We start from the raw sequence: 24627 nt of genomic DNA, 5'->3' as shown, positions 1-24627 counted from the left end.
AGCCACTCAGTTCCCGCGGCCCCAGCGGTACTGCAGCCTGGAGTAGTAGTACGCCCCGCTGACGTCGAATGGCGCGCGGGTGCTGTGCGGGTTACCCAGCAGCGTCGGCGTCGGATTGCCGTCGCCGGTCTCGCCCAGGGCGTTGCGAGCGCCGATCGCCAGGCGGGCTCCGGCCGGCAACGGGATGCCGACCTCCAGGTCCAGCAGGTACACGCCGCTGAAGTCGACGGGGATGAACGGGTCGTACCAGCCGTCGTAGTAACCGAGCCGGGCGAGCAGTTCGACCGGCCGCCGGGCCGAGGTGTGCCGGCCCAGTTCGTGGTGGAGCGTCGCGTTCCAGCGCACTCCCGGCAAGGCCTCCTCCAGTTCGCGGATGCGCTGCCGGTCCAGGGTCAGCGGGTTGAAGTCCACGACCTCGGTCGAGGTCACGTTGAGCGCCAGGTCTAGCGTCGTTCGTCCGCCGGCCTGCGGCGGCCGCCAGGTGACGACCAGGTCCACACCCTCCGTGCGGGTCTCGAAGTCGTTGGCGAAGAAGCGGAAGTTCGTGATGTTGGCGGCGCTCGTGATGCCTTCCGCCAGCAGTTGCTCCACCTCGAAGGACTGAAGCGCGAACAGCCCGGTGACTCCCAGCCGATCGCTCACGTCAACGCGGAACACGTCCGCCGTGAGCGTCAACGGCCCGCGCTCGAAGATCGCGCCGGCGGCCAGGTTGACCGACTTCTCCGCGTCGAGGGCCTTGCCGCCGCGCAGCTCGGCGACCCTGGAGGCCGGCGGGATCGTGCCGTTGTTGACGAGCTCGAAGCGCTCCGCGTCCCACTGCGTCGAGACGTTGAACGCGTTCTGCTGGCCGGGCGTCGGCGCCCGGAAGCCCGTCGACGCACTCGCGCGCAGGGCGAGAGCCGCCGAAACCTGACGGCGTCCCGCGATCTTGCCGTTGAGGGTCGAGCCGAAGTCCTCGTAGTCCTCCAGGCGCACCGCGAGCCCCAGATTCCAGGATTCGTCCGGCGGTCCGTACTCCAGGTCGCCGTAGACCGCCGCGTTGGAACGGGTCCAGGCACCCGCCGCCACCGGGCTGAACCCGGGGAAGCCGTTCGAACCGGAACTGAATCCCTGGCGGGCATAGGGACCGATCCGCCAGGAATCGGGGTCGCCGAGGCCGATCTCGAAGCGCTCCTCGCGCCACTCCAGGCCGCCAGCCAGATGGAGCCGCTCGCCGAGCTGGCGCAGCAGATCGAGGTTCGCGCTCACGTCCCGCTGGCCGTAGAGGCCGGGTTTGAAGGAGGTCGGGCTGAGCGGCCCGAGCGACGCGTTCACGCTGTCGAACAGCAGGAAGTCGATCTCGTTCCGGCCGGCGCTGACGCTCAGGTCCCAGCCGGTCCCGGAGGCGGTGAATCCGCGAACGCCGAGGACGAGTGACGAATCCACGCGGTCGCCGCCGAACACCGGCTGAAAGCCGCCCGGAAAGAGCTCCTGAAAGCTGAAGCAGTTCGGATCGTCGAAGACGCGTCCCAACGCGTCCCGGTCCGGAAGCGCGTCCGTCACCGCGACGACCGGGCACCCGGCCGAGCCGTCCGGCGTCCCGTCGGCCGCGTCCAGGGCGTCGCCGATCAGCAGCGTCGCACCGCCGTCGCCGCTGTAGACCGCGTCCCGGGTGTTCGGGTTGCGGAAGAAGAAGTTCCTCGCCGTCACGTTGCGGTCCGCGTGGTTCGCCCAGCCGTAGAACTGCGTGGCGCCGCCGCTTCCCAGCGGCCGGCCGAAGTTGATCCAGAGCTTCACGTCGTCGTCGACCTCGGCCTTGCCCCACCTCTGAGCAGGATCGGCCACGTGAGTGTTCCCCGCGGCGACCAGGGCCGTCGCGTCGGCTCGCTGCATGGAGCGGTTGGTCGGATTCGAACCGCCGTACTCGAGGCTCACATTCGCGAAGCCGGCCTCGCCCCAGGGCAGGCCGATGTTGCCGGCCACGGTGACGGACTCGCCGTCGCCCGCGTCGTACAGGCCGGTCAGCACCTCGAACGAACCGCCGGAACGCGCATCGCTGAGCAGGAAGTTCATGATCCCCGCGATCGCATCCGAGCCGTACTGCGCCGAAGCGCCGTCCCTAAGGACCTCGACCTGGCGAAGCGCGATGGCCGGAATCGCGGACAGGTCCGGTCCCTGGGCGCCGTGAGAGACGCCGATCCGCGACCACAGGATCACGGCGCCGCGGTGCCGCCGCTTGCCGTTCACCAGCACCAGCGTGTGATCGGGCGCCAGGCCGCGCAGGTTCGTCGGCCGCACGATGGTCGCCGCGTCGCCGCTGATCGAACTGATGTTCAGCGACGGCACCACGGTGCGCAGAAGCTGGTCGAGGTTCGTCTCTCCCTGATGCGCCACGTGCTCCGCGGAGATCACGTCCACGGGCACCATCGACTTCGTCACCGAACGCTCCCGCGCCCGACTGCCCGTTACGACGATCTCCTCGTCGACATGCGCGGCCGGTTCCTCCGACTCGGCTTCGTCGTGATCGTCGTGGCCGCCCTCTGCCGCGGCGTCCCGCTCGTCCGCCTGCGACGCCGCCCGGTCCTCAACCTGCTGGGCCCTCAGCGAACTGGGCCCCGCGAAGCCTGCGAGAAGCAGCGCAACCGCGGCTAGCCGAACCCCACGGCGCAAGGAGGAACCGTCAGCTTCCATCCGGCCCGGATTCGCTCCAGTAGCTGTCATGGAACCGCAACAGATCCACACCGTGAGTTTCGTAGAACCAGACAGGGTTGTGATCCACGCCTGGCGCAATCAGCCGTTCGGCCGGAACACCCAGTCCATACAGGTAGCCCATGTACTCCAGGGTGCCCTCGTAGTTGAACCCCCTGGTTCCCACCCAGATCATGATGTTGAGTGCCGGCTGCATTCCACCTTCCGCGTAGGACCGGGCACGGCTGTACGCATCGTTGCCCTTGCCGAAGTCGAACGACCTGGCGTTCGCTCCTGAAGCCCTTGGATCCCGTTCAACGCCGTCGTTCTCCAGGACCAGCTTCTCCACCGCATAGCCGGGGCCACCAGGCGCGGCTGAGATGAACAGGTGGGGGTACCTGAACATGATCCGCGTGGTCCCTCGTCCCCCTTGGGAAAACCCCTGCAAGGCACGCCCGCCGCGGTGCGCCAGGGTGCGGTAGGTCTCGTCGATGTGTGGAATCAGCTCCCGGACAAGGACCTCTTCACCCCTGGAGTCCTCGTAGTCGTACCAGCTCACCCGGCCGCCGTTCCCCCAGACGAAGATCACCGGCCGCACGGTGCCGGAAGCGATGGCCGCATGCACGTACTCGGCTATCCCGATGCTCCGTGATTCGTTACCTGGTCGCCCGCCGTGGAGGTAGTAGATGACCGGATAGCGGGTATGACGATTCGCGGCGTCGTCGTACCCCGGCGGAAGGTAGATGTTGTAGCCCACCGGAATGCCCATGGACGGACTCGTGAACGTCGCGTGAGTCACGCCCGGAAACCCGCGATCCTCTCCGGGCGGGTTGACCCAATTGAAGGGTCCGCGCCCGAGCGCGAGGAACGCGCGCACTTCGCCTGGGTCCGCTCGGCCGTCCCGGTTGACATCCAGCAGTGAGAACATGCCTGGCCTCACTTCGTCTTCCGTCAGCACGCCATCGCCGTTGCGATCGGCCATGAAGGCGTTCTCCACTAGGCCATCCGCATCGTTGTCCGGCTCCTGAGTTCCCGCCTGCGCCTGGGGACTGCCGGTTCGCCCAGCTACCGCCGCCGGCAGTAGTTGCGCAAGCGCCAGCACCAGGAGCGCAGCGGCGAGGTTGCCACTGAGCCTGAAACCATCGCTGCCGAAAGGACGACTCCAACGCCGCTTCCAAGCTTCCATCAGGGAACTCCCATCTCCAGAATCTCCGGCCGGTTCGTGCCGACCAGCCAGGACCCTATTCCTCCGCCAGGCCGAAGACAAAGACGACGTTCCCCATCGCGACGACGATCCGCTGCTCGCCGCCGACGGCGTAGCTCATCGGCGACGCGTGCGGCGCGCCGCCGAGCGAGATGCGCCACAGCGGCTCGCCCGTCTCCTCGTCCAGGGCGAAGAAGTAGCCGTCGACGCTGGCGCTCCAGACGAGGCCGCCGGCGGTGGCGAGAACGCCGCTGCGGGTGCGCGGCGTGATCGGGAACTCCCAGCGGATCTTGCCGGTCGTCGCCTCGATCGCCCGGATCGCGCTCTTGTAGTGGTCGGCCGCAAGCGGCATCCTGTGGCCGCCGCCGAGGAAGTGCCTGCCCGCCTCATACTCGTCGTCGCGCTGATAGTAGACGCCCTCCGCGTCAAAGGAATTCACGTAGAGGAGCCCGGTGCGCGGGCTATACGCCGGCGACCACCAGTTCGTCGCCCCGCCGGCGATGGGCGCCACCTTCGTGCCCGCCTCGGTTGGAAACACGTTCTCGCGCAGGATCGGACGGCCGTTCTCGTCCAGACCGTGAGCCCAGGTCTGGAGTGCGAACGGCTCGCCGAGCAGGAACTGCCCGCTCTCCCGGTCCAGCAGGTAGTAGAAGGCGTTCCGGTTCGCCCACAGCATCGTCTTGCGGGGCTCGCCGTTCAGCTCGACGTCTGCCAGCACCGGCACCTGGATCGCGTCCCAGTCCCAGACGTCGTGGGGCGTGAACTGGAAGTGCCAGGCGATCTTCCCAGTCTCCCGGTCGAGCGCCAGCACCGAGGACGAGTACAGGTTGTCGCCCAACCGCAGATCGCCGTTCCAGTCCGGCGCCGGATTGCCCCCACCCCAGTAGATGAGGTCGAGATCCGGGTCGTAGACGCCGGTCAGCCAGGTCGGCGCGCCGCCGGTGCGCCAGGACTCGCCGGCCCAGGTGTCATTGCCGGGTTCTCCCGGTCCCGGCACCGTGTACGTTCGCCACTTCCGCTCGCCGGTCGCCGCGGCGTAGCCGTCGATGAAGCCCCGGATGCCGAACTCTCCCCCGGCAATGCCCGTGACAACGGTGTCGGCGACGACGAGCGGCGCCGCCGTCTTGCTGTAGCCCTTCGTGTGGTCGGCAACCTCGGTGTCCCAGAGCAGGGAACCCGAGCGGGCGTCAATCGCCACCAGGTGAGCGTCGTTCGTGCTCATGTAGAGCGTCTCGCCGAGGATCGCCACACCGCGGTTGTTGCGCCCGCAGCACAACCGGATGCCGTCCGGGAGCGGGTGCTCGTAGCGCCAGTAGGCCCGCCCCGTCGCGGCGTCGACGGCAGTCACGTTGCTCGGCGACTCGGTGATGAACATGACGCCGTCGACCACCAGCGGCGTCGTCTCGTTCCGGTCGAGCTGCTGGATCTGGTGCGCCCACTTCAGCTCGAGGCGATCCACGTTCTCGCGGTCGATCTGATCCAGCCGGCTGAATCGCTGCCCGTGCAAGGCGCCGTGGTACATGAGCCAGTTGTGCGGTTCATCGTCGGAGTTGAGGAGCCGTTCCCAGGTCACCGGCGAGAGGAGCGGCATGCCGTCGCCCGGTGCGTCCTGCGCCGGTGCCGTCTGCGCCGCGACCACGAGCAGCGCCGCACCCCTCCATCCGATCGGTCTCACGAGTCGCTCCCCCGCAACGAAGAGAGATAGGCGACCAGGTCGTCTCGCTCCGCGTCCGAGAGCGTCTCGGCGGGCATCGTCGATTCGAGGATCCGTTCCGCCGACCGCACCGTCGCCTTGGCGAAAGCCAGCAACCTCTCCTCCCCGTCCATGATCCGCAGGTTGAACGTGTCCTCGCCCATCCTCAGCCCTTCGACCACCGTGCCGTCGGCGTGGGTGACGCGCACTGTCCACCAACGCGGCAAGACCTCCGCATCCGGCGTGGCCAGGTCCTCCGCCAGCTCGTCCGGATCGCGGCGCTCCCCGACCCGCGACAGGTCCGGCCCGAGCCGTCCTCCCCGGCCACGCACCATGTGGCAACGCCCGCAGTCCAGCCGTTCGAAGACCGCCAGGCCCGCCTCAGGCGAACCCGGCAGCGACGCCAGGTCAACGGCCCCGGAGAGCGTGCGGAGATAGGTCACCAACTGCCAGATCACCTGATCCCTGGCACGCCGCAGCCCGCGCATCGAAGTGCCCTCGATGCCGTCCCGGATGACCCGAAAGAGCCCGGCATCCGTCGAAGCGTGCCGGAAGCGGCCTGTCGTCAGGTCCGGCCCGTCCGCCTCCTCCCCTCCGGCTGCGTCCACCCCATGACAGCTCGTGCACTTCGACTGGAACTGCCGCTGCCCCATCCGCACGTCGACCGCACTCGTGTACAGGTTCTCCGGTTCTTCAGCAGCAGCACTCGTCGCGAACACCACGAATAGCAGCAGCACGTTCCGCCCGCCCGACACCAAACCTGCCGCCGTGGCAACCCGCAGCCAGGCACAACCCCGGGGCAACCCAAGCGCCCAACGCCGTCCAGCCGGTCCTGAGGCCTGAGGGGAGGGTCCCAGCGGACTCGAAGCGAGCGACGCGCTACGTCTACTCATCAACCGAGAACCTACCGGAGCGAGCGTAGTGGAGTGCGCGCAGTCCCTCCATCCTCTCAGAGAGCGCGCACGGCCGACGGGACCCTCCCCTCAGGCCCCCGGACCGGCGGGTGCAGCTAGTGCCGCTCTGCCTCAGGCGTCCGCCTCGGGCCGCCGTTTCGGTTCGACCTTGGCCACGGTGATCAGGGACTCCACGCAGTCGCGCAGGGACTCGTCGAAGGGGCGGAACGTGATGCCCGTGGCCGCCCGCATCCGGTCGTTGCGCAACTCCACGCCGGCCCAGATGCCGCGAAGCTCCTGCTCGCGCTTCTGTATGTGCTCAGGGTGTATCTCGGTGACCGGGGCCGTGTCGTGACGGAGTTCCGGCAGCAGCCGGTCGATGCCGGCGTTGATCTGCTCCACCGGCACCGCGTCCGCCGACCAGGCGATGTAGCGCTCGCCGTTGCGGACGTTGATGCTCTCGAGCAGCCGGATATGGCACTCGGCGTCGTCGCGGACGTCGACCGTCATCCAGGGCCGGTACGCCTGCGTCTGCTCGCACTCCCCGCGCAGCATCAGCTCGATATTGTGCTGCCAGGGGCCCTTCTCCTTCTGGTGCGCGGACAGGATCGGGCCGACATTGTCTCCCGGACAGCAGGTGATGGCGTCCCAGCGCCCGCTCTCCTCCGCGGCCTTTGTGAACGCCTGCTGAGCGTAGATCTTGCTCATCGAGTAGCCGTGGCCGCGCTCGGGCGTCCGCTTCGGGTTCGACTCGTCCGGATAGCGGTCCTCGTAAAGGACCGGCCGCCGGACGAACTCGTAGATGTCGGCCTCCATGATGACGGCGGCAATGCTCGAGGTGACGACCACGCGGGTCACCGACCCCGACTTCTCGATGCTCTCGACCATGTGGTCGCAGACGTTCTTCACGTAGTCGAAGTCGTTGTAGTCGCTGACGTGGGCGATGTGGGCGACGCCGTGGCAGCGGGCGAAGATGTCGTCGAAACAGCCCGGCTCGTCCAGGTTCGCCGAGTGGATCGTCAAGCGCCCGGAGGCGTAACCCGGCATCTCCCGCAGGAAAGCCGTCTTCTCCGGATCGTCCGCGTCGCGCACGCAGGCACGCACCCGGTAGCCCTTGTCCAGCAGTAGCCGGACCGTCCAGCCGCCGACGAAGCCCGCGCTGCCGGTAACCGCGACCGTGCCGCCCTTCGGTATCGGAGCCATATCGCCTGTCCTCCCAGGTTCGGTTCGGGCGCGACGATACCCGACGCTGAACCTGCTAGCTTTGCAGGGTGCCATCCGCGCACCCAATGGAGGGCGCACGGACTGGTTCACGGGTAGCGCGTCTCGCGCTACCCGGGCTTGACCGAGCGGCCCGTGAACACCGAATCCGTCGACAAGGTCGAGTGCGGCGAACGCACGTACGAACTGCGCCGCCTGCGCCCGGACGACCGAGACGACATCGTCTCACTCGCCAGCGCATTGCCCGAGATCGACCTCCAGTTCCTGCGCTCGGACCTGACCGATCCCGACGTGGTGGAGGGGTGGATCCACGACGCCGACACCGGCAGCCGCTTCACGACCCTGGCCCACTATGAAGGCGAACTCGTCGGCTACGGCAGCCTGAACCTGCGGGGCCTGCAGTGGATGAGCCATCTGGGCGAGATCCGCGTGATCATCGCCGAGGCCCACCGGCGCTGCGGCCTCGGCCACGTGCTGACCGAGCGAGTGTTCGACACGGCCAGAAAGCTGGGCCTGCTCAAGCTCGTCGCGCAGATGACGCGTGAGCAGATCGGCGCGCGCCGGGTGTTCGAGCGGCTCGGCTTCTCGCCCGAGGCCCTGCTCACCGACTGGGTCATCGACCGCTCCGGGCGCACCCGCGACATGATGATCATGTCCTACGACTTGGGCGCCGGGAAGCGGAGCCGCACCTGAGCCCCCGGAAACGCCGGCACCTCCGCGTCGTCTCCTGGAACGTGAACGGCCTGCGGGCCGCCGGGCGCAAGGGCTTCCTGAACTGGCTGGGAAACAGTCGTGCCCAGGTCGTGGGCCTCCAGGAAACGAAGGCCCGCGCCGAGCAACTGGCGCCCGAGCTCCGGCTGCCACCGCGCTGGCACACGGCCTTCTCCAGCGCCGAGCGTCCCGGCTACTCCGGTGTCGGCCTCTACTCGCGCCTGAAGCCGGCGTGGGTCCGGACCTCGCTCGGGGAGCAGCGCTTCGACGCCGAGGGCCGCCTCCAACTGGCCCTCTTCGGCCAACTGCTGGTTGCGAACGTCTACTTCCCGAAGGGCAGCGGCAGCAAGCGCGACAACAGCCGCGTGCCGTACAAGCTGGACTTCTACCGCGCCCTGTTCGACCAGCTCGACCAGGCGCGCGAGGCCGGCTATCGCGTCCTGGTCATGGGCGACTTCAACACGGCGCCACAGCCGATCGACCTGGCGCGCCCGAAGCAGAACCGGAAGAACTCGGGCTTCCTGCCCGAGGAGTGCGACGAGTTCCAGCGCTGGCTCGATGCCGGCTGGATCGACACCTTCCGGGCGCTGAACCCCGGCACGGTGCAATACAGCTGGTGGAAGCAGGCCTTCCATGCCCGCGAGCGCAACGTCGGCTGGCGGATCGACCTCGTGCTCGCCTCGGAAGCCGCCATGCGCTTCGTCGAACGAGCCTTCATCCTGACCAGCGTCACCGGCTCGGACCACTGTCCCGTAGGCGTCGACATGTCCGCGGAGGTTCTCGGATGAACGACACGGACGCGACGCCTCGCCGGGCCACGACGGTCGAGGGAATCAAGCGGCGCATGGCCGGCTTCGCCACACGGGAGGGGGTGCGGCGCGGTCTCGACTTCAGTCTGCGGCCCAGCGACATCCTGATCGCCACCTACCCCAAGGCCGGCACGACGCTCATGCAGCAGATCGTCCACGGTCTCCGCACTGGCGGCGACATGGACTTCAACGAGATCACGGAAGTCGTCCCCTGGCTCGAGGTCGCCCACGACGTCGGCCTCGACCTCGACGCACGCCAGCGTGCCCAGCCCAGGGCGTTCAAGACCCACCTGAGCCGGGATCAGGCGCCGAAGGGCGGCCGCAACATCTTCGTCGTCCGCGACCCGGTCGATTCACTCGTCTCCTTCTTCCACTTCTTCAGCGGCTGGGTCTTCGAGCCCGGAACCGTCTCGATCCGCGACTTCGCCCTCGACTTCGTCTTCCACGGCACCCGCAGCGGCCGCTACTGGGAGCATCTCGTGTCCTGGTGGCCGGAGCGTCTCGACCCGAACACGCTCTGGCTCTGCTTCGAGGACATCGTCGCGGACCTGCCCGCCGCCACCGCCCGCGTCGCCGCCTTCCTCGGCCTCGATCCGAAGCATCCCAACGTCGAGATCGCGACCCGTCAGGCCTCCATCGACTTCATGCGTGAACACGGATCGAGATTCGACGACCACCTCGTCCGCAACGCCCGCAACGCCGCCTGCGGCCTCCCCGCCTCCGGCACCACCTCCAAGGTCCGCAAGGGCAAGTCTGGCGAAGGCTCCCGTGAAGTGCCGCCCGAAGTCCTCAAGGTGTGGGATCGCGAGTGGAGACGCATCGTGGCGCCCGCCACGGGGCACGGGTCCTACGAGGAGTTGCGCAGCACAGTCGCACTCACAAAGGAGCGAGGCTAGCGCCTCGCGCGATCTTCAAGAGGCCGGCGAGGACGCCGGCGCACCCAGTCCGGAGCCCAGCGCTCAACACGCAACTTCCAGCCCGCGACGGGGACGAAGGAGAGGGTCGCAGGGGGCTGGAGACAAGCGACTGCCGATGACCTGCAATCAACCACCGCAATAGCGGAGTGCAGTCGACCGAAGCGAACCCCCACCCTCACATCCCCCAAGCCGGGGTGAGCGTCCCCTGCGACCCTCTCCTTCGTCTCGGTCGCGGGCGGCCCCGTCGCGAGCGGGTGCGTCCGACGCACCCCGCTACAGCAGGCCGCCCTCGGGCGCCGGCCGGGCGCGCTGGTTGTAGAGCAGCTTCTTCAGGCGGTCGCGTTCTTCGTCGGAGAGGTTCGCGTAGTCGATCGCCTCGCCGCTTGAGACGTCCATGCCGCGCTGGACCGCCGGACGGGCGCCGACTTCCTCGAACCAGCGCTTGAAGTAGGGAAACTCCTCGATGTCCTGCTGCTGGTCCTTCCAGCGAATCGTCCACGGGTAGCAGATCATGTCGGCGATCGTGTACTCGTCGCCGATCAGGTACCGGCGGTCGTAGAGGCGGTTGTTCATCACGCCGTAGAGGCGGTTCACCTCGTCGGTGAAGCGGCGGACGGCGTAGCTCTGGTCGCCCTCCGTGTCGCGCAGGCGGCGGAAGTGGCCGCATTCGCCCGACTTCGGCCCCTGGTTCGCCATCTGCCAGATGAGCCACTGATTCACCTCGTGGCGAGCACGCAGGCTCTGAGGGTAGAACTGGCCCGCCTTCTCCGCGATGTACATCATGATCGCGCCTGATTCGAACAGCGCGACCGGCTCGCCGCCGTCTGACGGTTCGTGGTCAACCATCGCCGGCATCCGGTTGTTCGGCGAGATCGCGAGGAAGTCCTCCTTGAACTGGTCGCCGAAGCCGATCCGGCAGGGCACGATGCGGTAGGGCAAGCCGCACTCCTCGAGCAGGATCGTGACCTTCTTGCCGTTCGGCGTAGGCCAGTAGTGCAGATCGATCATCGCGATGGCTCCTGTGAATCCGGCCCGGCGGGCCGCGCGGTTCTTCTCTCGATTGGACCTTGGAGACGGCGCAGGATAGCGGACCCCACGCGATACGCTGTCGTTCGCCCTGCCGGCACACGACAGGCGCAACAGGAGGTACGCGGTGCAGACCAGGATGACGACCCTCGCAGCAACCATGGGTGCTCTGACACTTGCCGGATTCGCGGTCCCTTCCGCGGCTTCGGAGCCGGCCGACGCCGCAGCCCAGCTTGCCGCCGCGATTCAGGCCGCCCCCGACGACCGGCGGGGCGGAGCGCGCGTCCTTGGTTGGACCGACGAAGGCAAGGTCGTCGAGCTCCGCGCCGGCAGCAACGACCTGGTCTGCCTCGCCGCGAGGCCGGGTGTTCCCCAATGGAGCGTGGCCTGCTACCACGAGTCGCTGGAGCCCTTCATGGCCCGCGGCCGCGAACTGCTCGCCCAAGGCATCGAAGGCCAGGAACGAATCGACATGCGTGAACGGGAGATCGCCGAAGGCAAGCTGTCGATGCCGCGGGAGCCGCGCACCATGTACGTACTCCACGGCAGCGGCTTCGACGCCGCGACCGGCGAGGTGAACGATGCCTACCTGCGCTGGGTGATCTACACCCCCTACGCAACGCCCGAATCGACCGGTCTGACGACCCGCCCGGTTCCCGGCGCGCCCTGGCTGATGGCCCCCGGCACCGCGGGAGCGCACATCATGATCAACCCTCCAAGACCCGACGCCAACCGGTGAGCAGCGCCTTCAGCGACAGTCCCTTCCGGGACATCGTCGGACCGTCGTCCCAGTTCTACATCTCGCAACGGCTGCGGCTCCACTACCTGAGCTGGGGCAACGACGACAAGCCGCCCCTGGTGCTGATCCACGGCGGCCGGGACCACGCGCACAACTGGGACTGGGTGGCGAACGCGCTCCGCGGCGACTACCACATCGTGGCGCCGGACCTGCGCGGCCACGGCGACAGCGAGTGGGCGATCGGCGGCATGTACGCCATCACGGACTTCGTCCTCGATATCGCCCAACTGCTGGAAGCGCTCGACCGCTTCCCGGTCCGCATCGTCGCCCACTCGCTGGGCGCGAACATCGCTCTTCACTACACCGGCTTCTATCCCGGGAACGTTCACAAGCTGGTGGCGATCGAAGGCATGGGGCCGCCTCCCCGCGTCCTCAGCGATCGGGTCAACGCAGCGGTCGACGAGCGCATGCGAGGCTGGGTCGGCAACATGCAGAAGCTCGCGGGGCGGCAGCCGCGGCGCTACCCCTCACTCGACGCCGCGGCCGAGCGGATGCAGGAGGTGAACAGCTTCCTCAGCCCCGAGCAGGCCCGCCACCTCACCGTCAACGGCATGGCGCGCAACGAGGACGGCACGTACACCTGGAAGTTCGACAACTACGTCCGCTCCTTCCCGCCCTACCGCTACGACGAAGAGGAACTCCGGAGCATCTGGGGCCGGATCACCTGCCCCACCCTGCTGGTGCGGGGCACGGAGAGCTGGGCCAGCGACCCGGTCGAGGACGGCCGCATCGACGCGTTCCAGAACGCTGAGCTACGCAACTTCGAAGGCGCCGGCCACTGGGTCCATCACGACCAGCTCGACGAGTTCGTCGCCGTGGCGCGCGCCTTTCTCGCCGGCTGACGCAGCAGCAAGCCCGTGACGACCACCGACTCACTCGCCGAAACCGCCCCCACGCCCAAAGCGGCGCCCGTCCGCGCCGGCGAACGCATCGCGGCGCTCGACGTTCTGCGCGGTTTCGCCGTGCTCGGCATCCTGGTGATGAACGTGCAGAGCTACTCGATGATCACGGCGGCGTACTTCAATCCCATGGCGAACGAGAAGGGCGCGGGAGTCGGTTTCGCCGTCTGGCTCCTGTCCCACGTGTTCTTCGACACGAAGTTCATGTCGATCTTCTCGACGCTGTTCGGCGCCGGCATGGCGCTGATGGCCGAGCGAGCCGCCGCCCGCAACGCGTCGGCTACCGGCGTCCACTACCGGCGCCAGTTCTGGCTACTGGTGCTCGGCCTGGCCCACGCCCACCTCATCTGGTACGGCGACATCCTGGTGCCGTACGCGTTGTGCGGCTTCATCCTGTACAGCCTGCGCAACCTGAAGCCGAAGAAGCTACTGATCGCGGGCTTCGCCATGACCGCCGTCACGCCGCTCATCTTCCTGTTCTCTGCGTGGTCGATGCAGTACTGGCCTCCCGAAGCAGTCGAGGCAATGAGGCCGGGCTGGGCGCCGGCGGCGGCGGAGGCGGAGGCCGAGATCGCGACTTACCGATCGGGCTGGCTCACGCAACTGCCTCTACGCATCGGCGCTGCTCTGAGCCTGGAGACGTTCGTCTTCCTCATCGTGTTCCTCTGGCGCAGCGGCGGGTTGATGCTGGTCGGCATGGGGCTCTACAAGCTCGGCGTGCTGTCCGCGAAACGATCATCCGGGTTCTACCGGCGAATGGCGTTCGCAGGACTCGGGCTCGGAATGCCGATCGTCATTGCCGGCGTCGTCTACAACACGCACCACGACTTCGCCTTCGAGCACTCGCAGTTCCAGGGGCAGACGTTCAACTACATCGGCTCGCTCGGCGTCTTCCTCGGCTACGTCGGCCTGGTCATGCTGGCGGTGCAGCGGGGCTGGCTGCCTGGCCTCCAGCGGCGGCTGACGGCGGCGGGACGGATGGCCTTCACGAACTACATCAGCCAGAGCGTCATCTGCACGCTCATCTTCTACGGCCACGGCCTCGGCCTCTACGAGCGCGTCGACCGTCTGGGCCAGATCGCGATCGTCGTCGCGATCTGGATCCTGCAACTGCTCTGGTCGCCCTGGTGGCTCGCGCGCTTCCGTTTCGGTCCGCTCGAGTGGCTGTGGCGTTCGCTCACCTACATGAAGTTTCAACCCATGGCGGCCCGCTGAGAGCCGCCTGACGTTCCACGTGCAAGGAGCTGCCATGATCCGACCCCTTTCCGCCGCAACCTTCATCATCTTCACCGTGGCCTTGCTGGCCGCTGGAGGCGCCATGGCCCAGATCGCACCCGAACCCGAACAGATCGAGGAACTCCTGGAGGGACCGGCCGAGGGCCCGGTCGTCATGGTCAACCTGCTGCGGTTCAAGAAGGAGGCCGACGCCCCCGACGAGGGCCTCACGGGCGAACAGGCCTACGGCAGGTACGGCGCCCAGATGGTCCAGTGGGTCACCTCGCAGGGCGCCCGTCTGATCTGGTCCGGCCGGGTCGACTCGATGGTGATCGGCGACACGGACGAGTACTTCCACGCGATCGCCCTGATGGAGTACCCCTCGCGGGCCGAGTTCCTGCGCATCATCGGCGACCCGCGCGTCGCCGAGTACTCGGTCCACCGCACCGCGGGGCTCGATATGCAGTGGCTGATCGCCTCGACGACGACGTTCGAACTCGGCCAGGCCGCGGCGAACGAGGACTCGGACGACTGAGCTACACTCGCGCGGCTCAAACCACCGCAGCTACCACGACCGACTCCCCTGAGGTGAAGGAGATCCCGGATATGCGTTCGAAGAACCTGGCGGCGATGCTGACGGCCGCCGTTGTCCTCGCGGCCTGCACAGCGATCGCCGTGTCGCCCGCTGCCGCCTCCGAGCACGAGGAACCGGTCGGCAACCTGGCCGAACTGATGCGCGCCATCCTCTTCCCGAACTCCAACTTCCTGTTCGATGTCCAGATGACGGACCCGGGGAGCCCGCCAGACCCGGCCGAAGAAGGCGACGGCTCCGTATCCTCCCTCTTCTCCGGCATCTACACCGGCTGGCAGGTCCCCCAGCAGGCGGCCCTGGCGCTCGCCGAGATCGAACCGCTGATCATGAACCCGGACCGCATGTGCCAGAACGGCACGCCGGCCCCTGTGGGCAACGAGGACTACCAGAAGTACGCGAAGCAGTTGACCGAGGTCGCGAAGAAGATCTACGCCGCAGCGCACGAAGAGGATCGCGACACGGTGAGCGACCTGACGAACGATCTCGCCGGGGCCTGCGAGGATTGCCACGCGATCTATCGCCGCTACCCGGAATCGTCCCGCTGCAAGTAGCTCCCCGGCGACGCACCTCCGCCTCCCGAGCCACGCACTGACCCTCCATGCGTAGCCTCTTCGAGTGGGTCGACGCGCTTCCAAGCAGCATCGCGCTGCGGGAGTCGCTGAACGCCTACCCGACCATGCTGACGATCCACGTCGTCAGCATGTGCCTGTTCGCCGGGTTGATCGCGTACTGGGACATGCGCCTGATCGGGTTCACGCTCAAGAAGGTGCCGGTATCGAACATCCCGACCCGCCTCTTCCCGTGGGCGCTGACCGGCTACGGCATCAACCTGATCACCGGGGCATTGCTGCTCTACAGCCAGCCGATGCGCTACTACGGCAACTTCTACTTCTGGGCCAAGATGGCGCTGATGCTGGTCGCCGGCATCAACATGTTCTGGTTCCACTACGCGACCTACAAGTCGGTTCAGGCGTGGGACCAGGGTCGGGAGATTCCGTTGAACGCGCGGCTGGCCGGCGTCGTGTCCCTCGTCCTGTGGGCGGCCGTCGTCGTCACGGGACGGATGATGGCCTACAGCGGCCTGATGCCCGGCTGGTGGAACAACCTGAACATCGGCGCCTGAAGAGGCCGCGGAGGATCGTCCCATGTTGCAGTCCTTCTTCGTGTGGATGCAGGGCCTGCCCTTCAGTGCCTGGATGCTGGAGGAGACCTGGGCGTCGCCGATCATTCAGTGCGCTCACCTGGTCGCGCTGGTGGCGTTCGCCGGCGCGGTCCTGGTCGTCGACATGCGGCTGCTCGGCCGCGGCCTGATCAAGACGCCCCTCAACCAGCTCGCCCGCGAGTTGGATCGCTGGATGATCTGGAGCTTCGTCGCCCTGTTCGTGACCGGCGCGCCCCAGGTCCTCTCCACGGCGCTCAAGCAGTACTACAGCCCCTTCTTCTGGTGGAAGATGCAGATCATCGTCATCGGACTGCTCTTCAACTTCACCATTCGCCGCCGGGTCGCCCTCGCGGAAGAAGGAACACTCGGACACTGGCCAAAGGTGGTCGGCTTCCTCTCGATCGGCATCTGGACCAGCGTTTCGGTCTACGCCCGCCTGATCGGGCTGCTGTCCTGAGCACCCTCTCCAGGCTTGCTGTGGCCGTTGCGGCGCTCGCTGCACCACTCGCGAGTCCGCCGCTCACAGCCCAGACCGGAGCCGCCGGCGACTGGCCGGCCTTCGGCGGAGATCCCGGCAACAGCAAGTACTCGACGCTCGAGGAGATCGACCACTCCAACTTCCAGGATGTCGAGGTCGTCTGGCGCTGGCGCTCGATCGCCGCGGACACCGAAGTCCCGAGCAGCGTGCGACGCGGCCAGTTCAAGGCGATTCCACTCGCGGTCGACGGCCGGATCTTCGTCGCAACCTCGCTCAGCCAGGTCGCCGCGATCGACGCCGGGACGGGCGAGACGCTCTGGGCCTACGACCCGGAAAGCTGGCGCGCCGGCCGACCGGCGAACCTCGGCTTCCACCACCGCGGAGTCGCCTGGTGGACCGACGGCGAACGGGAGCGGGTACTGATTCCCACCCACGACCGTCGGCTGGTCTCACTCGATGCAGCAACCGGCAACCCGGACCCCGACTTCGGCGACGGCGGCGCGGTCGAGATGACGCCGCACCTGGGTCGCGAGGTGATGGAGCGCCTGACGACGCACAGTTCGCCGCCGGCAGTCTGCGGCAACACCGTGATCGTGGGCTCCATCGTGGCGGACTTCGCAACTCACAAGGAAGCGCCGCCCGGCTTCGTGCGCGCGTATGACATCCCGACCGGCGACCTCGCGTGGGTCTTCCACACCATCCCGCAGAACGACGAACTCGGCGTGGAGACCTGGGAGGACGAGTCGTGGCGCTACAGCGGTAACACGAACGTCTGGTCCATGATTACAGTCGACGAGGAGGCGGGAACCGCCTACCTGCCGGTCGGCACGCCGACGAACGATCTCTACGGCGGCCACCGGCTCGGTGACAATCTCTACGCCGAGAGCATTGTCGCGGTCGACTGCAAGACCGGCCAGCGCCAGTGGCACTACCAGTTCGTCCACCACGGCCTCTGGGATTACGACCCGCCGACCGCCCCCAACCTGTTCGAGGCGACGGTGGAGGGCGAGCGGGTGCGCGGCGTGGTACAGGTCACCAAGCAGGCCTTCGCCTTCGTCTTCGACCGTGTGACCGGCAAGCCGGTGTGGGAGATCGAGGAACGCGAGGTGCCGCCAAGCGACGTGCCGGGCGAGCGTGCCGCGCCAACCCAGCCCTTCCCCACCCGGCCGGCCGCCTTCGATCGCCAGGGCATCACCGAAGACGACCTGATCGACTGGACTCCCGAACTCCGCGCCGAGGCGATCGAGATCGCAGCCGACTACGACCTGGTGCCGCTCTATACGCCGCCGCGCTTCGAGGAGGCGGGAAAGCCGACGATCCAGTTGCCGGCCGACGGCGGCGGCGCGAACTGGACCGGCGCCGCGGTCGATCCCGGAACCGGAATCCTCTACGTCGTCTCCCATACACGTTCGGCCAGCGTCTCCCTGACCAGGCCGGATCCGAACCGCTCCGACCTGAACTTCGTGCCGGATCGTTGGTACCGGACCGTCGAGGGACCCCGTGGACTGCCCCTGGTCAAGCCGCCATACGGGCGAATCACGGCGATTGATCTGAACACCGGCGAGCACCTCTGGATGGTCCCGCACGGCGTCGGTCCGGTGAACCACCCAGCCATCGCCGACCTCGAACTCGGCCGGCTCGGGGTCGCCACTCACACCGCGGCGCCCCTGGTCACCCCCACGCTGCTGTTCGTCACCGCGACGAGAGAGCACTCCGGCGACCCGGAAGCGAACGAACCCGACGTACCGCCCGAGATCAGCGTCTACGACAAGGCGACGGGCGAATACCTGGGGGGCATCGAGCTGCCCGGCACTCCCAATTCGAACCCGATCAGCTACGAGCACGGCGGCCGGCAGTACCTCGCCGTCGCCACCGGCGGCGGCCGGTTTGGAATGGGCGGCGGCGGAACGACTCCCGAGCTCGTCACGCTCGCGCTGCCCCGAGAGGAACCCTGACCATGAAGCTGAAGCGCACCGTCCTTCTTGCCGTTGGAACGGCCTTGTTCCTGGCCGCGGCCGCGGCCTCCCAACCGCCGCCCCGCCGGGCCGAGGCCGCATACGGAGTCGACGACGCCGCGCTGGTCGGCGCCGCCGGCCGCACCGCCGACTGGCTGACCTACGGCGGCACCTACAAGGAACAGCGCTATAGCGTGCTGGACCAGATCAACGACGGCAACGTGGGCCAGCTCGGCATCGCCTGGGTCCAGGAGACGAACACGAAGAGGGGGCTGGAGGCCACGCCGCTCATCGTCGACGGCGTGATGTACGCGACCGGCGCCTGGAACGTGATCTACGCGCTGGACGCGGTCACCGGCGAACCTCTGTGGACCTACGACCCGGAGGTGCCGCGCTCCATCGCGAACAAGACCTGCTGCGACGCGGTAAACCGCGGCGCCGCCCTCTACCGCGGCAAGGTGATCTCCGCCACGCTCGACGGCCGCCTGATCGCCATCGACGCCGAGACCGGAGAACTCGCCTGGTCGACGATGACCGTCCCCGAGGATTCGATGTACACGATCACCGGCGCGCCCCGGATCGCCAAGGGCAAGGTGATCATCGGCAACAGCGGCGCCGAGTACGGCGTGCGCGGCTACGTCGACGCCTACGACGCGGAAACCGGCGAGCGAGCCTGGCGCTTCTACACCGTGCCGGGGAACCCGGCCGACGGCTTCGAGAACGAGGCGATGCGGATGGCCGCCGAGACCTGGACCGGCGAGTGGTGGACCGGCGGCGGCGGCGGCACGGTCTGGGACTCGATCGTCTACGACCCGGAACTCGATCTGCTCTACATCGGCGTCGGCAACGGCGCGCCCTGGGACCGCAACCTGAGGAGCCCCGGCGGCGGCGACAACCTGTTCCTCTCGTCGATCGTGGCGCTTAAGCCCGACACCGGCGAGTACGTCTGGCACTACCAGACGACACCCGGCGACACCTGGGACTACACCGCCACCCAGCCGATCATGCTCGCCGAGCTGCCGATCGGCGGCCGGGTGCGCCAGGTCCTGATGCAGGCGCCGAAGAACGGCTTCTTCTACCTCCTGGACCGCCGCACCGGCGAACTGATCTCGGCCGAGGAGTTCGTCACCGTCACCTGGGCCAGCCACGTCGATCTGGCCAGCGGCCGGCCGGTCGAGCTCGCCGGCGCCCGCTACACCGACCAGACCGTCAACGTATCGCCGGGGCCCCTCGGCGGCCACAACTGGCATCCGATGGCGTTCAGCCCGAAGACCGGCCTCGTCTACATCCCGGCGATGGAGATGGGGAACTTCTACGTCCCCGATCCGAGCTACGAGTACACCCCGGGGCAGTGGAACCTGGGCATTCGCGCCGCCGCGCCCGAGGACATCCCCCAGGCGATCGTCGACGCCACCGGCCTCTCCGGCCAGTTGCTGGCCGAGGACGCGCCGCCGGCCCTGCTCTCGGGCCACCTGCTGGCCTGGGATCCGGTCGCCCAGCGGGAGGTCTGGCGGGCGCAGTACACGATGCCCTGGTCGGGCGGCGTGCTTGCCACCGCCGGTAACCTCGTCTTTCAGGGCACGCCTTTCGGCCAGTTGACCGCGTATCGAGCCGATGACGGCGAGAAGCTCTGGGAGAGCTACACCGGCAGCGGCGTCATCGCGCCGCCGATCACCTTCGAGTCCGGCGGTACCCAGCACATCGCCGTCATGTCCGGCTGGGGCGGCGCCTTCGGCATCGTCGGCAGCCGCTCCGCCCGGCAGGCGGTCGAGTCCGAAGGCCGGATCGTCGTCTACGCCATCGGCGCCACCGGCCGGCCGATCGAGCGGCAGGAGCGCCGCGAGATCCGCGTCACCCGCGTCGATCACGGCGCCTCTATCGCGGACATCGATGCCGGGCGCCGGCTGTTCAACCAGTACTGCCTCGTCTGCCACGGCTACGGCGCCGTCTCCGGCGGCGTGACTCCCGACCTGCGACAGTCCTCGCAGCGAGTGTTCGACTCATACGAGGCCGCCCTCCTCGAGGGCGCCCTGGTCGACCTCGGCATGCCCAGCTTCGCGCCCGTCCTCGACCGGGACGACGTCGCCCTGCTCAAGACGTATGTGCTCCACCGGCGAAACATGCTCGCCGACGAGCAGGCTGCCGCGGCCCCCTGACTACGACGCCACGCCGAACACCGGCAGCGCCGGGAACTCGCCCCTGAGGACGGCGGAAGCGTCGTCCATCCCCATCCAGCCCTCGATCATCGACGCGTAGACCCGCCGGAAGTCGGTCGTCATCTTCAGGTTGCCGTCGTCGAGGTCGGTGAGGCTGGGCGTGTCGCCGTAGAAGCCGCCGGCGACGCCCTTGCCGGCGACGAACATCGGACCCGCGGTGCCGTGATCTGTGCCGAGGCTCGCGTTCTCCTCCACCCGCCGGCCGAACTCGGTGAACATCAGTACCGCCACATCGTCGGCGCGGCCGATCCGATCCACGTCGCGAAGGAAGCCCGCGACCGCGTCGGACATGTACATCAGCAGCCGGGCGTGGGTGTCGGCCTGGTGGACGTGGGTGTCGAACGAGTTGCCGCGGAAGCTCACGTAGTAGATGCGGGTGGGCAACTCGGCCTCGATCAGGGCGGCGACCTTGCGCAGGTCGGCACCGAGGCCGCCTATGCCGTAGTCGACCGGCGTCCGGTAACCGGACCAGGCGTCGCGCACGAGCGCCGCGCTGGAAGCGGCGTTGGCCGCCGTACCGCGCAGGAAGTCGAGGGCGTCGTTGCCGCTCGTCTCGTCCGTGCCGAGCTGGCCGAGCGCCTTCTTCTCGCCCTCGGTGCCGCGACGGCGGAGGCGGCCCGGGTCGTCGAAGACCAGCGGCGAGTGCCGGGCCGCGCGCACCGCCAGGGACTGCGAACTGGCCACGTTGACGATGTAGTTGGGCGTACCGTCCGGCCCGTGATCGTCGGCGAGCCGGCCGAGCCAGCCGAGCGCCTCGCCGCCGTTCGGCACGCCGGTGTGCCAGAAGCCCATCGACGAGAAGTGGGACAGGCTCGGGTTCGGATAGCCACAGCCCTCGACGACCGCCAGGTTCCCGTCCTTGTACAGGCCCTCCATGCCGACCAGCGACGGGTGGAACCCGGCTTCTTCCGTGAGTGCGATCGCCCGCTTGGGGCGGATTCCCAGGTTCGGGCGCACCCGGTAGTACTCGTCGTTCCGGAACGGGATGACGGTGTTCAGCCCATCGTTGCCGCCGGAGAGCTCCACCACGACCAGGATGCGTCCCGACGCGTCGGAGATCCCGGACCGCAGTTCCTCGAGCGCGAGCGCCGCCGACGTACGGCCGAGAACCGCCGGCAGACCGGCGGCGACGCCGAGTCCAAGAAGGCCGCGGTGCAGGAAGTCGCGCCGCGAACAGCCGCAAGGAAGTCGTTCAGCCATAGGGAACTCCTCAGCCCAACTGATACTCGGGCGAACCGAAGACGAGGTAGAGCGTCGAGCGTAGCGCCTCCTCGACTTTCTCGGGTGCGCCGGGGTCTTGTGCCTCCAGACCGGTCGACTCCAGTTCGCGCTCGAGGTGCCGCACCAGGGCCGCGCGCCCGTGCCCGGTCAGCGGAACGCGCAGGAACCGGTGCAGGAAGTGGTCGACCGCTCCCTCGGCGTCGATGGCGCCGGCTGCCAGCACCATGGTCCGCACGTCGACGTCGAGAACGTGGCGCGGCACCAGCTTGACCCGTTCGTAGGCCACGACGTAGCCACGGTAGCCGCCGTAGCGGGTGTTGTACTCCTCATCCGCGTCGGCCAGCGTGTTCGACGCGGCGTCGCCCTGCTTCGTCGCCGCCGTGATCGTCATACCCCGCGCCAGACGCTCACCCACCTGGCGGTAGATCCCCGGCATCCGGCGATCCGGATGGCCGAACTCCTCGAGCGCAGGCGGAAAGAGGACCGAACGCATCGCGTTGCCGCGCTCGAGCAACGTCGCCGGCGTGATCCAGGTGCGCCCGCCCGCCCAGCCGGCGACGTTCGGCGGGTAGAGCAGTTGCTGGCCCAGGCGACCCGCGAGGCTGTTCATGTCGGGCACCGTGGGCGCCCTCGGCACGCCGAGCTTGCGGTAGGTCGAGACGAACAGCGCGACCGGGCTCTTGATCTGGGTGGCGACCGATGGTGGGCTGTAGAAGTCCCTCGAGGACAGAATCGTCCGCAGCAACGCCTTCAGTTCGTATCCCGATTCGCGCAGGCGGCGGCCCAGCTCGACCTGGAGCGGCCGGTCCAGATCCTCCCGCACGAGGTAGCGGTAGACCTTGCCGGCGATGAACTCGCCGGTGGCCGGCTGCTCGAGGATGATGTCGAGCACTTCCTCGCCGCCCAGGTTGCCCTCGCGGCCCAGGAAGGTCTTCGGGCCGTCGTCGTGGAGCTCGGCGTCGAACCGATAGTCGAGGACGTCGTTCGTCCAGCCGGTGAAGGCCCGCGACGCCTCCCTAACGTCCTGCTCGGTGTAGTTGCGCGTGTCTCCGCTGTTTTGGCCCATCGTGAACAGTTCGAGCAGCTCGCGGCCGAAGTTCTCGTTCGGGTGGTCCTTCACGTTCTCCCGGTTGTCGAGGTAGACCAGCATCGCCGGATCGCGCATGACCGCGAGCACAAGGCTCTTGAAGTCCGCCGTGGCATGAGTACGCAACGTCCGGTTCTGGAGGTGCATCTTGCGGGCGTCGCGGACCTTGACCTCGGAGGTCGCGAAGTGGTCGTGCCAGAAGAGGGTCATCTTCTCTTCGAGCGGCCGGGGCGTGACCACCATGCGATCGGCCCACCACAGCGCCAGCCGCCGCGTCTCCAGCACGTTGCTGCGCAGCCCGTAGAAGAACTTGTCGACCACCGGCTGGATCGGCCGCGACGAACCCTCGGGGAGAACGTCGACGCCGAGCGACCGGCCGTGCCGTCGCGCCCGTCGCACCGCCGCCGCCCGGCTGGGCGGGAACGGGTCCATGCCCGGATCCCAGATCCCGGATTCGTCGAACGGGGAAAGCGCCGAGTCGTCGACCGCCTCGTAGTCCACGAGCCGGGCGACCGCGCCCTCCAGCCCGAGCGCGACGAGTTCCTCGATCTCCGCCGGCGTGCCGCCGAAACCGGCCCGCTCCAGCAGGTGCGCCGCCTGCTCGTAGCCGAAGTCCGACTCGGCCAGGGGCGCCAGGTCCCCGACCCAGGCGTGGCCGGCCGAATCGACCGGCGCGGCGATGGCGGCCGCAGGCAGAGCGATGCACCAGGCGATCGCCGCCGCCACGCAGCTTCCGGGATGAACGCGAGGTTTCAAGGTCACCGCCGATGATAGCGCCCGGACGGCCGGCAGGAGGCCGCGGACCCTCAGGAGTGGCCGAGCGACAGCAGGTTCTCGACCGGCTGGTACAACTCCTCCAGGTAGGAGACGTCCTCTTCGTCGAGTTCGATCGTCGTCGCCTCGACGAGCTGCTCGATCTGGGAGATCTTGGACACTCCGACGACGGGCGAGGTGACCTCGGGCTTGTTCACCAGCCAGGCCAGCGAGATCTGCGCCGGCGTGCGGCCGTACTTCTTCGCCACCTCGACCACCCGGTCGGCGATGTCGAAGGTGGCGGCGCCGCCGTAGAGCATCTCGGTGCGTGCCCGATCCCCGCCCTTCGAGCGGTCGGTACCGCCCTCGTCGAAGCTGCCCTTGTACGAGCCGGTGAGGATGCCGCGCGCCAGCGGCGACCAGGGCGTCAGCGCCACCCCGGTCCGCGCGCAGTACGGGTTCATCTCCCGCTCTTCCTCCCGGTAGACCAGGTTGTAGTGGTTCTGCATCGACACGAACTCGGTCCAGCCGTTCTGCCGCGCCGTCATCTGGAGCTCGGTGAACTGCCACGCGAACATGGATGACGCGCCCAGGTACAGCGCCTTGCCGGCCTTCACCACGTCGTGCAGGGCCCCGAGCGTCTCCTCGATCGGCGCCTGGACCTGGCCGGGAATGCCGTGCGGGTGCCGATGGATGATCAACTGATCGATGTAGTCGAGGCCCAACCGCTGCAGGCAGCCGTCCACCCCTTCCATGATGTGCTTTCGGGACAGCCCGCCCTGGTTCGGCGACCGGCCCATCGGCATGGAGACCTTGGTCGCGATCACGTACTCGTCCCGCGGCAGCAGCTCGCGCAGGAGCACCCCGACGACCCGCTCGCAGGCGCCGATGCCGTAGATGTCCGCGCAGTCGAAGTAGGAGAGGCCGCGTTCGATGGCGGCCTGGAAGATCGGCCGCGAGGCGTCGATGTCGAGCGTCCAGTCACCCTGGTGACCCCTGCCCGGCTCTCCGAAGTTCATCGTTCCCAGGCACAGCTCCGACACCCGGAGTCCGCACTTCTCGCCCAACTGGACCACCTTCAACACGTTGCCGCCTCCTTCCATCCGAGC

General features: G+C 68.1%; 21 protein-coding genes. 12 read left to right on the top strand and 9 right to left on the bottom strand.

The window, feature by feature from the left end; translation table 11 throughout:
* Positions 1–6: 6 nt before the first annotated feature.
* The 5 genes from OXI49_07295 to OXI49_07275 all read right to left on the bottom strand — a co-directional run bounded on the left by OXI49_07295 (position 7) and on the right by OXI49_07275 (position 7660).
* Positions 7–2649 (bottom strand): TonB-dependent receptor, encoded by a 2643-nt coding sequence (locus OXI49_07295; GenBank protein ID MDE2690306.1) that lies wholly within the window; start codon positions 2647–2649, stop codon positions 7–9.
* A gap of 10 nt (positions 2650–2659) precedes the next feature.
* Entirely contained in the window at positions 2660–3649 is a 990-nt protein-coding gene (locus OXI49_07290) for an alpha/beta hydrolase-fold protein (GenBank protein MDE2690305.1), read from the bottom strand.
* Between the two features lie 259 nt (positions 3650–3908).
* Positions 3909–5546 carry a PQQ-dependent dehydrogenase, methanol/ethanol family gene (locus OXI49_07285; protein ID MDE2690304.1) on the bottom strand — a complete coding sequence of 546 codons (1638 nt, stop codon included), beginning with the start codon at positions 5544–5546 and terminating at the stop codon, positions 3909–3911.
* Positions 5543–6301: a c-type cytochrome gene (locus tag OXI49_07280; protein MDE2690303.1), complete on the bottom strand. Its 759-nt coding sequence runs from the start codon at positions 6299–6301 to the stop codon at positions 5543–5545. The genes OXI49_07285 and OXI49_07280 overlap by 4 nt, the downstream gene beginning before the upstream one ends.
* A gap of 288 nt (positions 6302–6589) precedes the next feature.
* Complete coding sequence (locus OXI49_07275; protein MDE2690302.1) at positions 6590–7660, bottom strand: NAD-dependent epimerase/dehydratase family protein; 1071 nt, start codon at positions 7658–7660, stop codon at positions 6590–6592.
* A 153-nt stretch (positions 7661–7813) separates the two neighbouring features.
* Here OXI49_07275 and OXI49_07270 point away from each other — a divergent pair, with 153 nt between their 5' ends.
* From OXI49_07270 to OXI49_07260, 3 genes are read left to right on the top strand one after another with little or no spacing between them, the layout of a single operon-like run.
* Entirely contained in the window at positions 7814–8371 is a 558-nt protein-coding gene (locus OXI49_07270; GenBank protein MDE2690301.1) for a GNAT family N-acetyltransferase, read from the top strand.
* Entirely contained in the window at positions 8368–9177 is an 810-nt protein-coding gene (locus OXI49_07265; GenBank protein MDE2690300.1) for an exodeoxyribonuclease III, read from the top strand. Before OXI49_07270 ends, OXI49_07265 begins: the two co-directional genes overlap by 4 nt.
* The gene (locus OXI49_07260) at positions 9174–10094 is read left to right on the top strand and encodes a sulfotransferase domain-containing protein (GenBank protein ID MDE2690299.1); all 921 of its coding nucleotides are present in this window, start codon (positions 9174–9176) and stop codon (positions 10092–10094) included. Before OXI49_07265 ends, OXI49_07260 begins: the two co-directional genes overlap by 4 nt.
* Positions 10095–10388: 294 nt before the next feature.
* Here OXI49_07260 and OXI49_07255 read toward each other — a convergent pair whose 3' ends face one another.
* Positions 10389–11123, bottom strand: coding sequence for a glutathione S-transferase N-terminal domain-containing protein (locus tag OXI49_07255; GenBank protein MDE2690298.1), 735 nt, complete (start codon positions 11121–11123; stop codon positions 10389–10391).
* Positions 11124–11268: 145 nt separating this feature from the next.
* Here OXI49_07255 and OXI49_07250 point away from each other — a divergent pair, with 145 nt between their 5' ends.
* The 9 genes from OXI49_07250 (at position 11269) to OXI49_07210 (ending at position 20397) form a co-directional block, all read left to right on the top strand.
* On the top strand, positions 11269–11880 hold the full coding sequence (locus OXI49_07250; protein MDE2690297.1) for a hypothetical protein: 612 nt from the start codon (positions 11269–11271) through the stop codon (positions 11878–11880).
* Positions 11877–12782 (top strand): alpha/beta hydrolase, encoded by a 906-nt coding sequence (locus OXI49_07245; GenBank protein ID MDE2690296.1) that lies wholly within the window; start codon positions 11877–11879, stop codon positions 12780–12782. Before OXI49_07250 ends, OXI49_07245 begins: the two co-directional genes overlap by 4 nt.
* 15 nt (positions 12783–12797) lie before the next feature.
* Positions 12798–14054 (top strand): DUF418 domain-containing protein, encoded by a 1257-nt coding sequence (locus tag OXI49_07240; GenBank protein MDE2690295.1) that lies wholly within the window; start codon positions 12798–12800, stop codon positions 14052–14054.
* 34 nt (positions 14055–14088) lie between these two features.
* Positions 14089–14589: a hypothetical protein gene (locus OXI49_07235; GenBank protein MDE2690294.1), complete on the top strand. Its 501-nt coding sequence runs from the start codon at positions 14089–14091 to the stop codon at positions 14587–14589.
* Between the two features lie 71 nt (positions 14590–14660).
* Complete coding sequence (locus OXI49_07230; protein MDE2690293.1) at positions 14661–15197, top strand: cytochrome c; 537 nt, start codon at positions 14661–14663, stop codon at positions 15195–15197.
* Positions 15198–15244: 47 nt separating this feature from the next.
* Complete coding sequence (locus OXI49_07225) at positions 15245–15769, top strand: hypothetical protein (protein ID MDE2690292.1); 525 nt, start codon at positions 15245–15247, stop codon at positions 15767–15769.
* Positions 15770–15791: 22 nt separating this feature from the next.
* Positions 15792–16265 (top strand): hypothetical protein, encoded by a 474-nt coding sequence (locus OXI49_07220; GenBank protein ID MDE2690291.1) that lies wholly within the window; start codon positions 15792–15794, stop codon positions 16263–16265.
* A gap of 20 nt (positions 16266–16285) precedes the next feature.
* Complete coding sequence (locus tag OXI49_07215) at positions 16286–18241, top strand: PQQ-binding-like beta-propeller repeat protein (protein MDE2690290.1); 1956 nt, start codon at positions 16286–16288, stop codon at positions 18239–18241.
* A gap of 2 nt (positions 18242–18243) precedes the next feature.
* Positions 18244–20397: a PQQ-dependent dehydrogenase, methanol/ethanol family gene (locus OXI49_07210; protein ID MDE2690289.1), complete on the top strand. Its 2154-nt coding sequence runs from the start codon at positions 18244–18246 to the stop codon at positions 20395–20397.
* Here OXI49_07210 and OXI49_07205 read toward each other — a convergent pair whose 3' ends face one another.
* From OXI49_07205 to OXI49_07195, 3 genes are read right to left on the bottom strand one after another with little or no spacing between them, the layout of a single operon-like run.
* Entirely contained in the window at positions 20398–21657 is a 1260-nt protein-coding gene (locus OXI49_07205; GenBank protein ID MDE2690288.1) for a DUF1501 domain-containing protein, read from the bottom strand.
* 10 nt (positions 21658–21667) lie between these two features.
* Positions 21668–23527: a DUF1800 domain-containing protein gene (locus OXI49_07200; GenBank protein ID MDE2690287.1), complete on the bottom strand. Its 1860-nt coding sequence runs from the start codon at positions 23525–23527 to the stop codon at positions 21668–21670.
* A gap of 44 nt (positions 23528–23571) precedes the next feature.
* A complete protein-coding gene (locus OXI49_07195) occupies positions 23572–24600 on the bottom strand; it encodes an aldo/keto reductase (protein ID MDE2690286.1) in 1029 nt (342 codons plus the stop codon).
* Positions 24601–24627 lie beyond the last annotated feature (27 nt).

The sequence above is a fragment of the Acidobacteriota bacterium genome (assembly GCA_028875725.1).
Lineage (GTDB): Bacteria > Acidobacteriota > Thermoanaerobaculia > Multivoradales > Multivoraceae > Multivorans.
The sequence above is the reverse complement of the archived record's forward strand: the minus strand, read 5'-3'. Positions and strand labels throughout refer to the sequence as shown.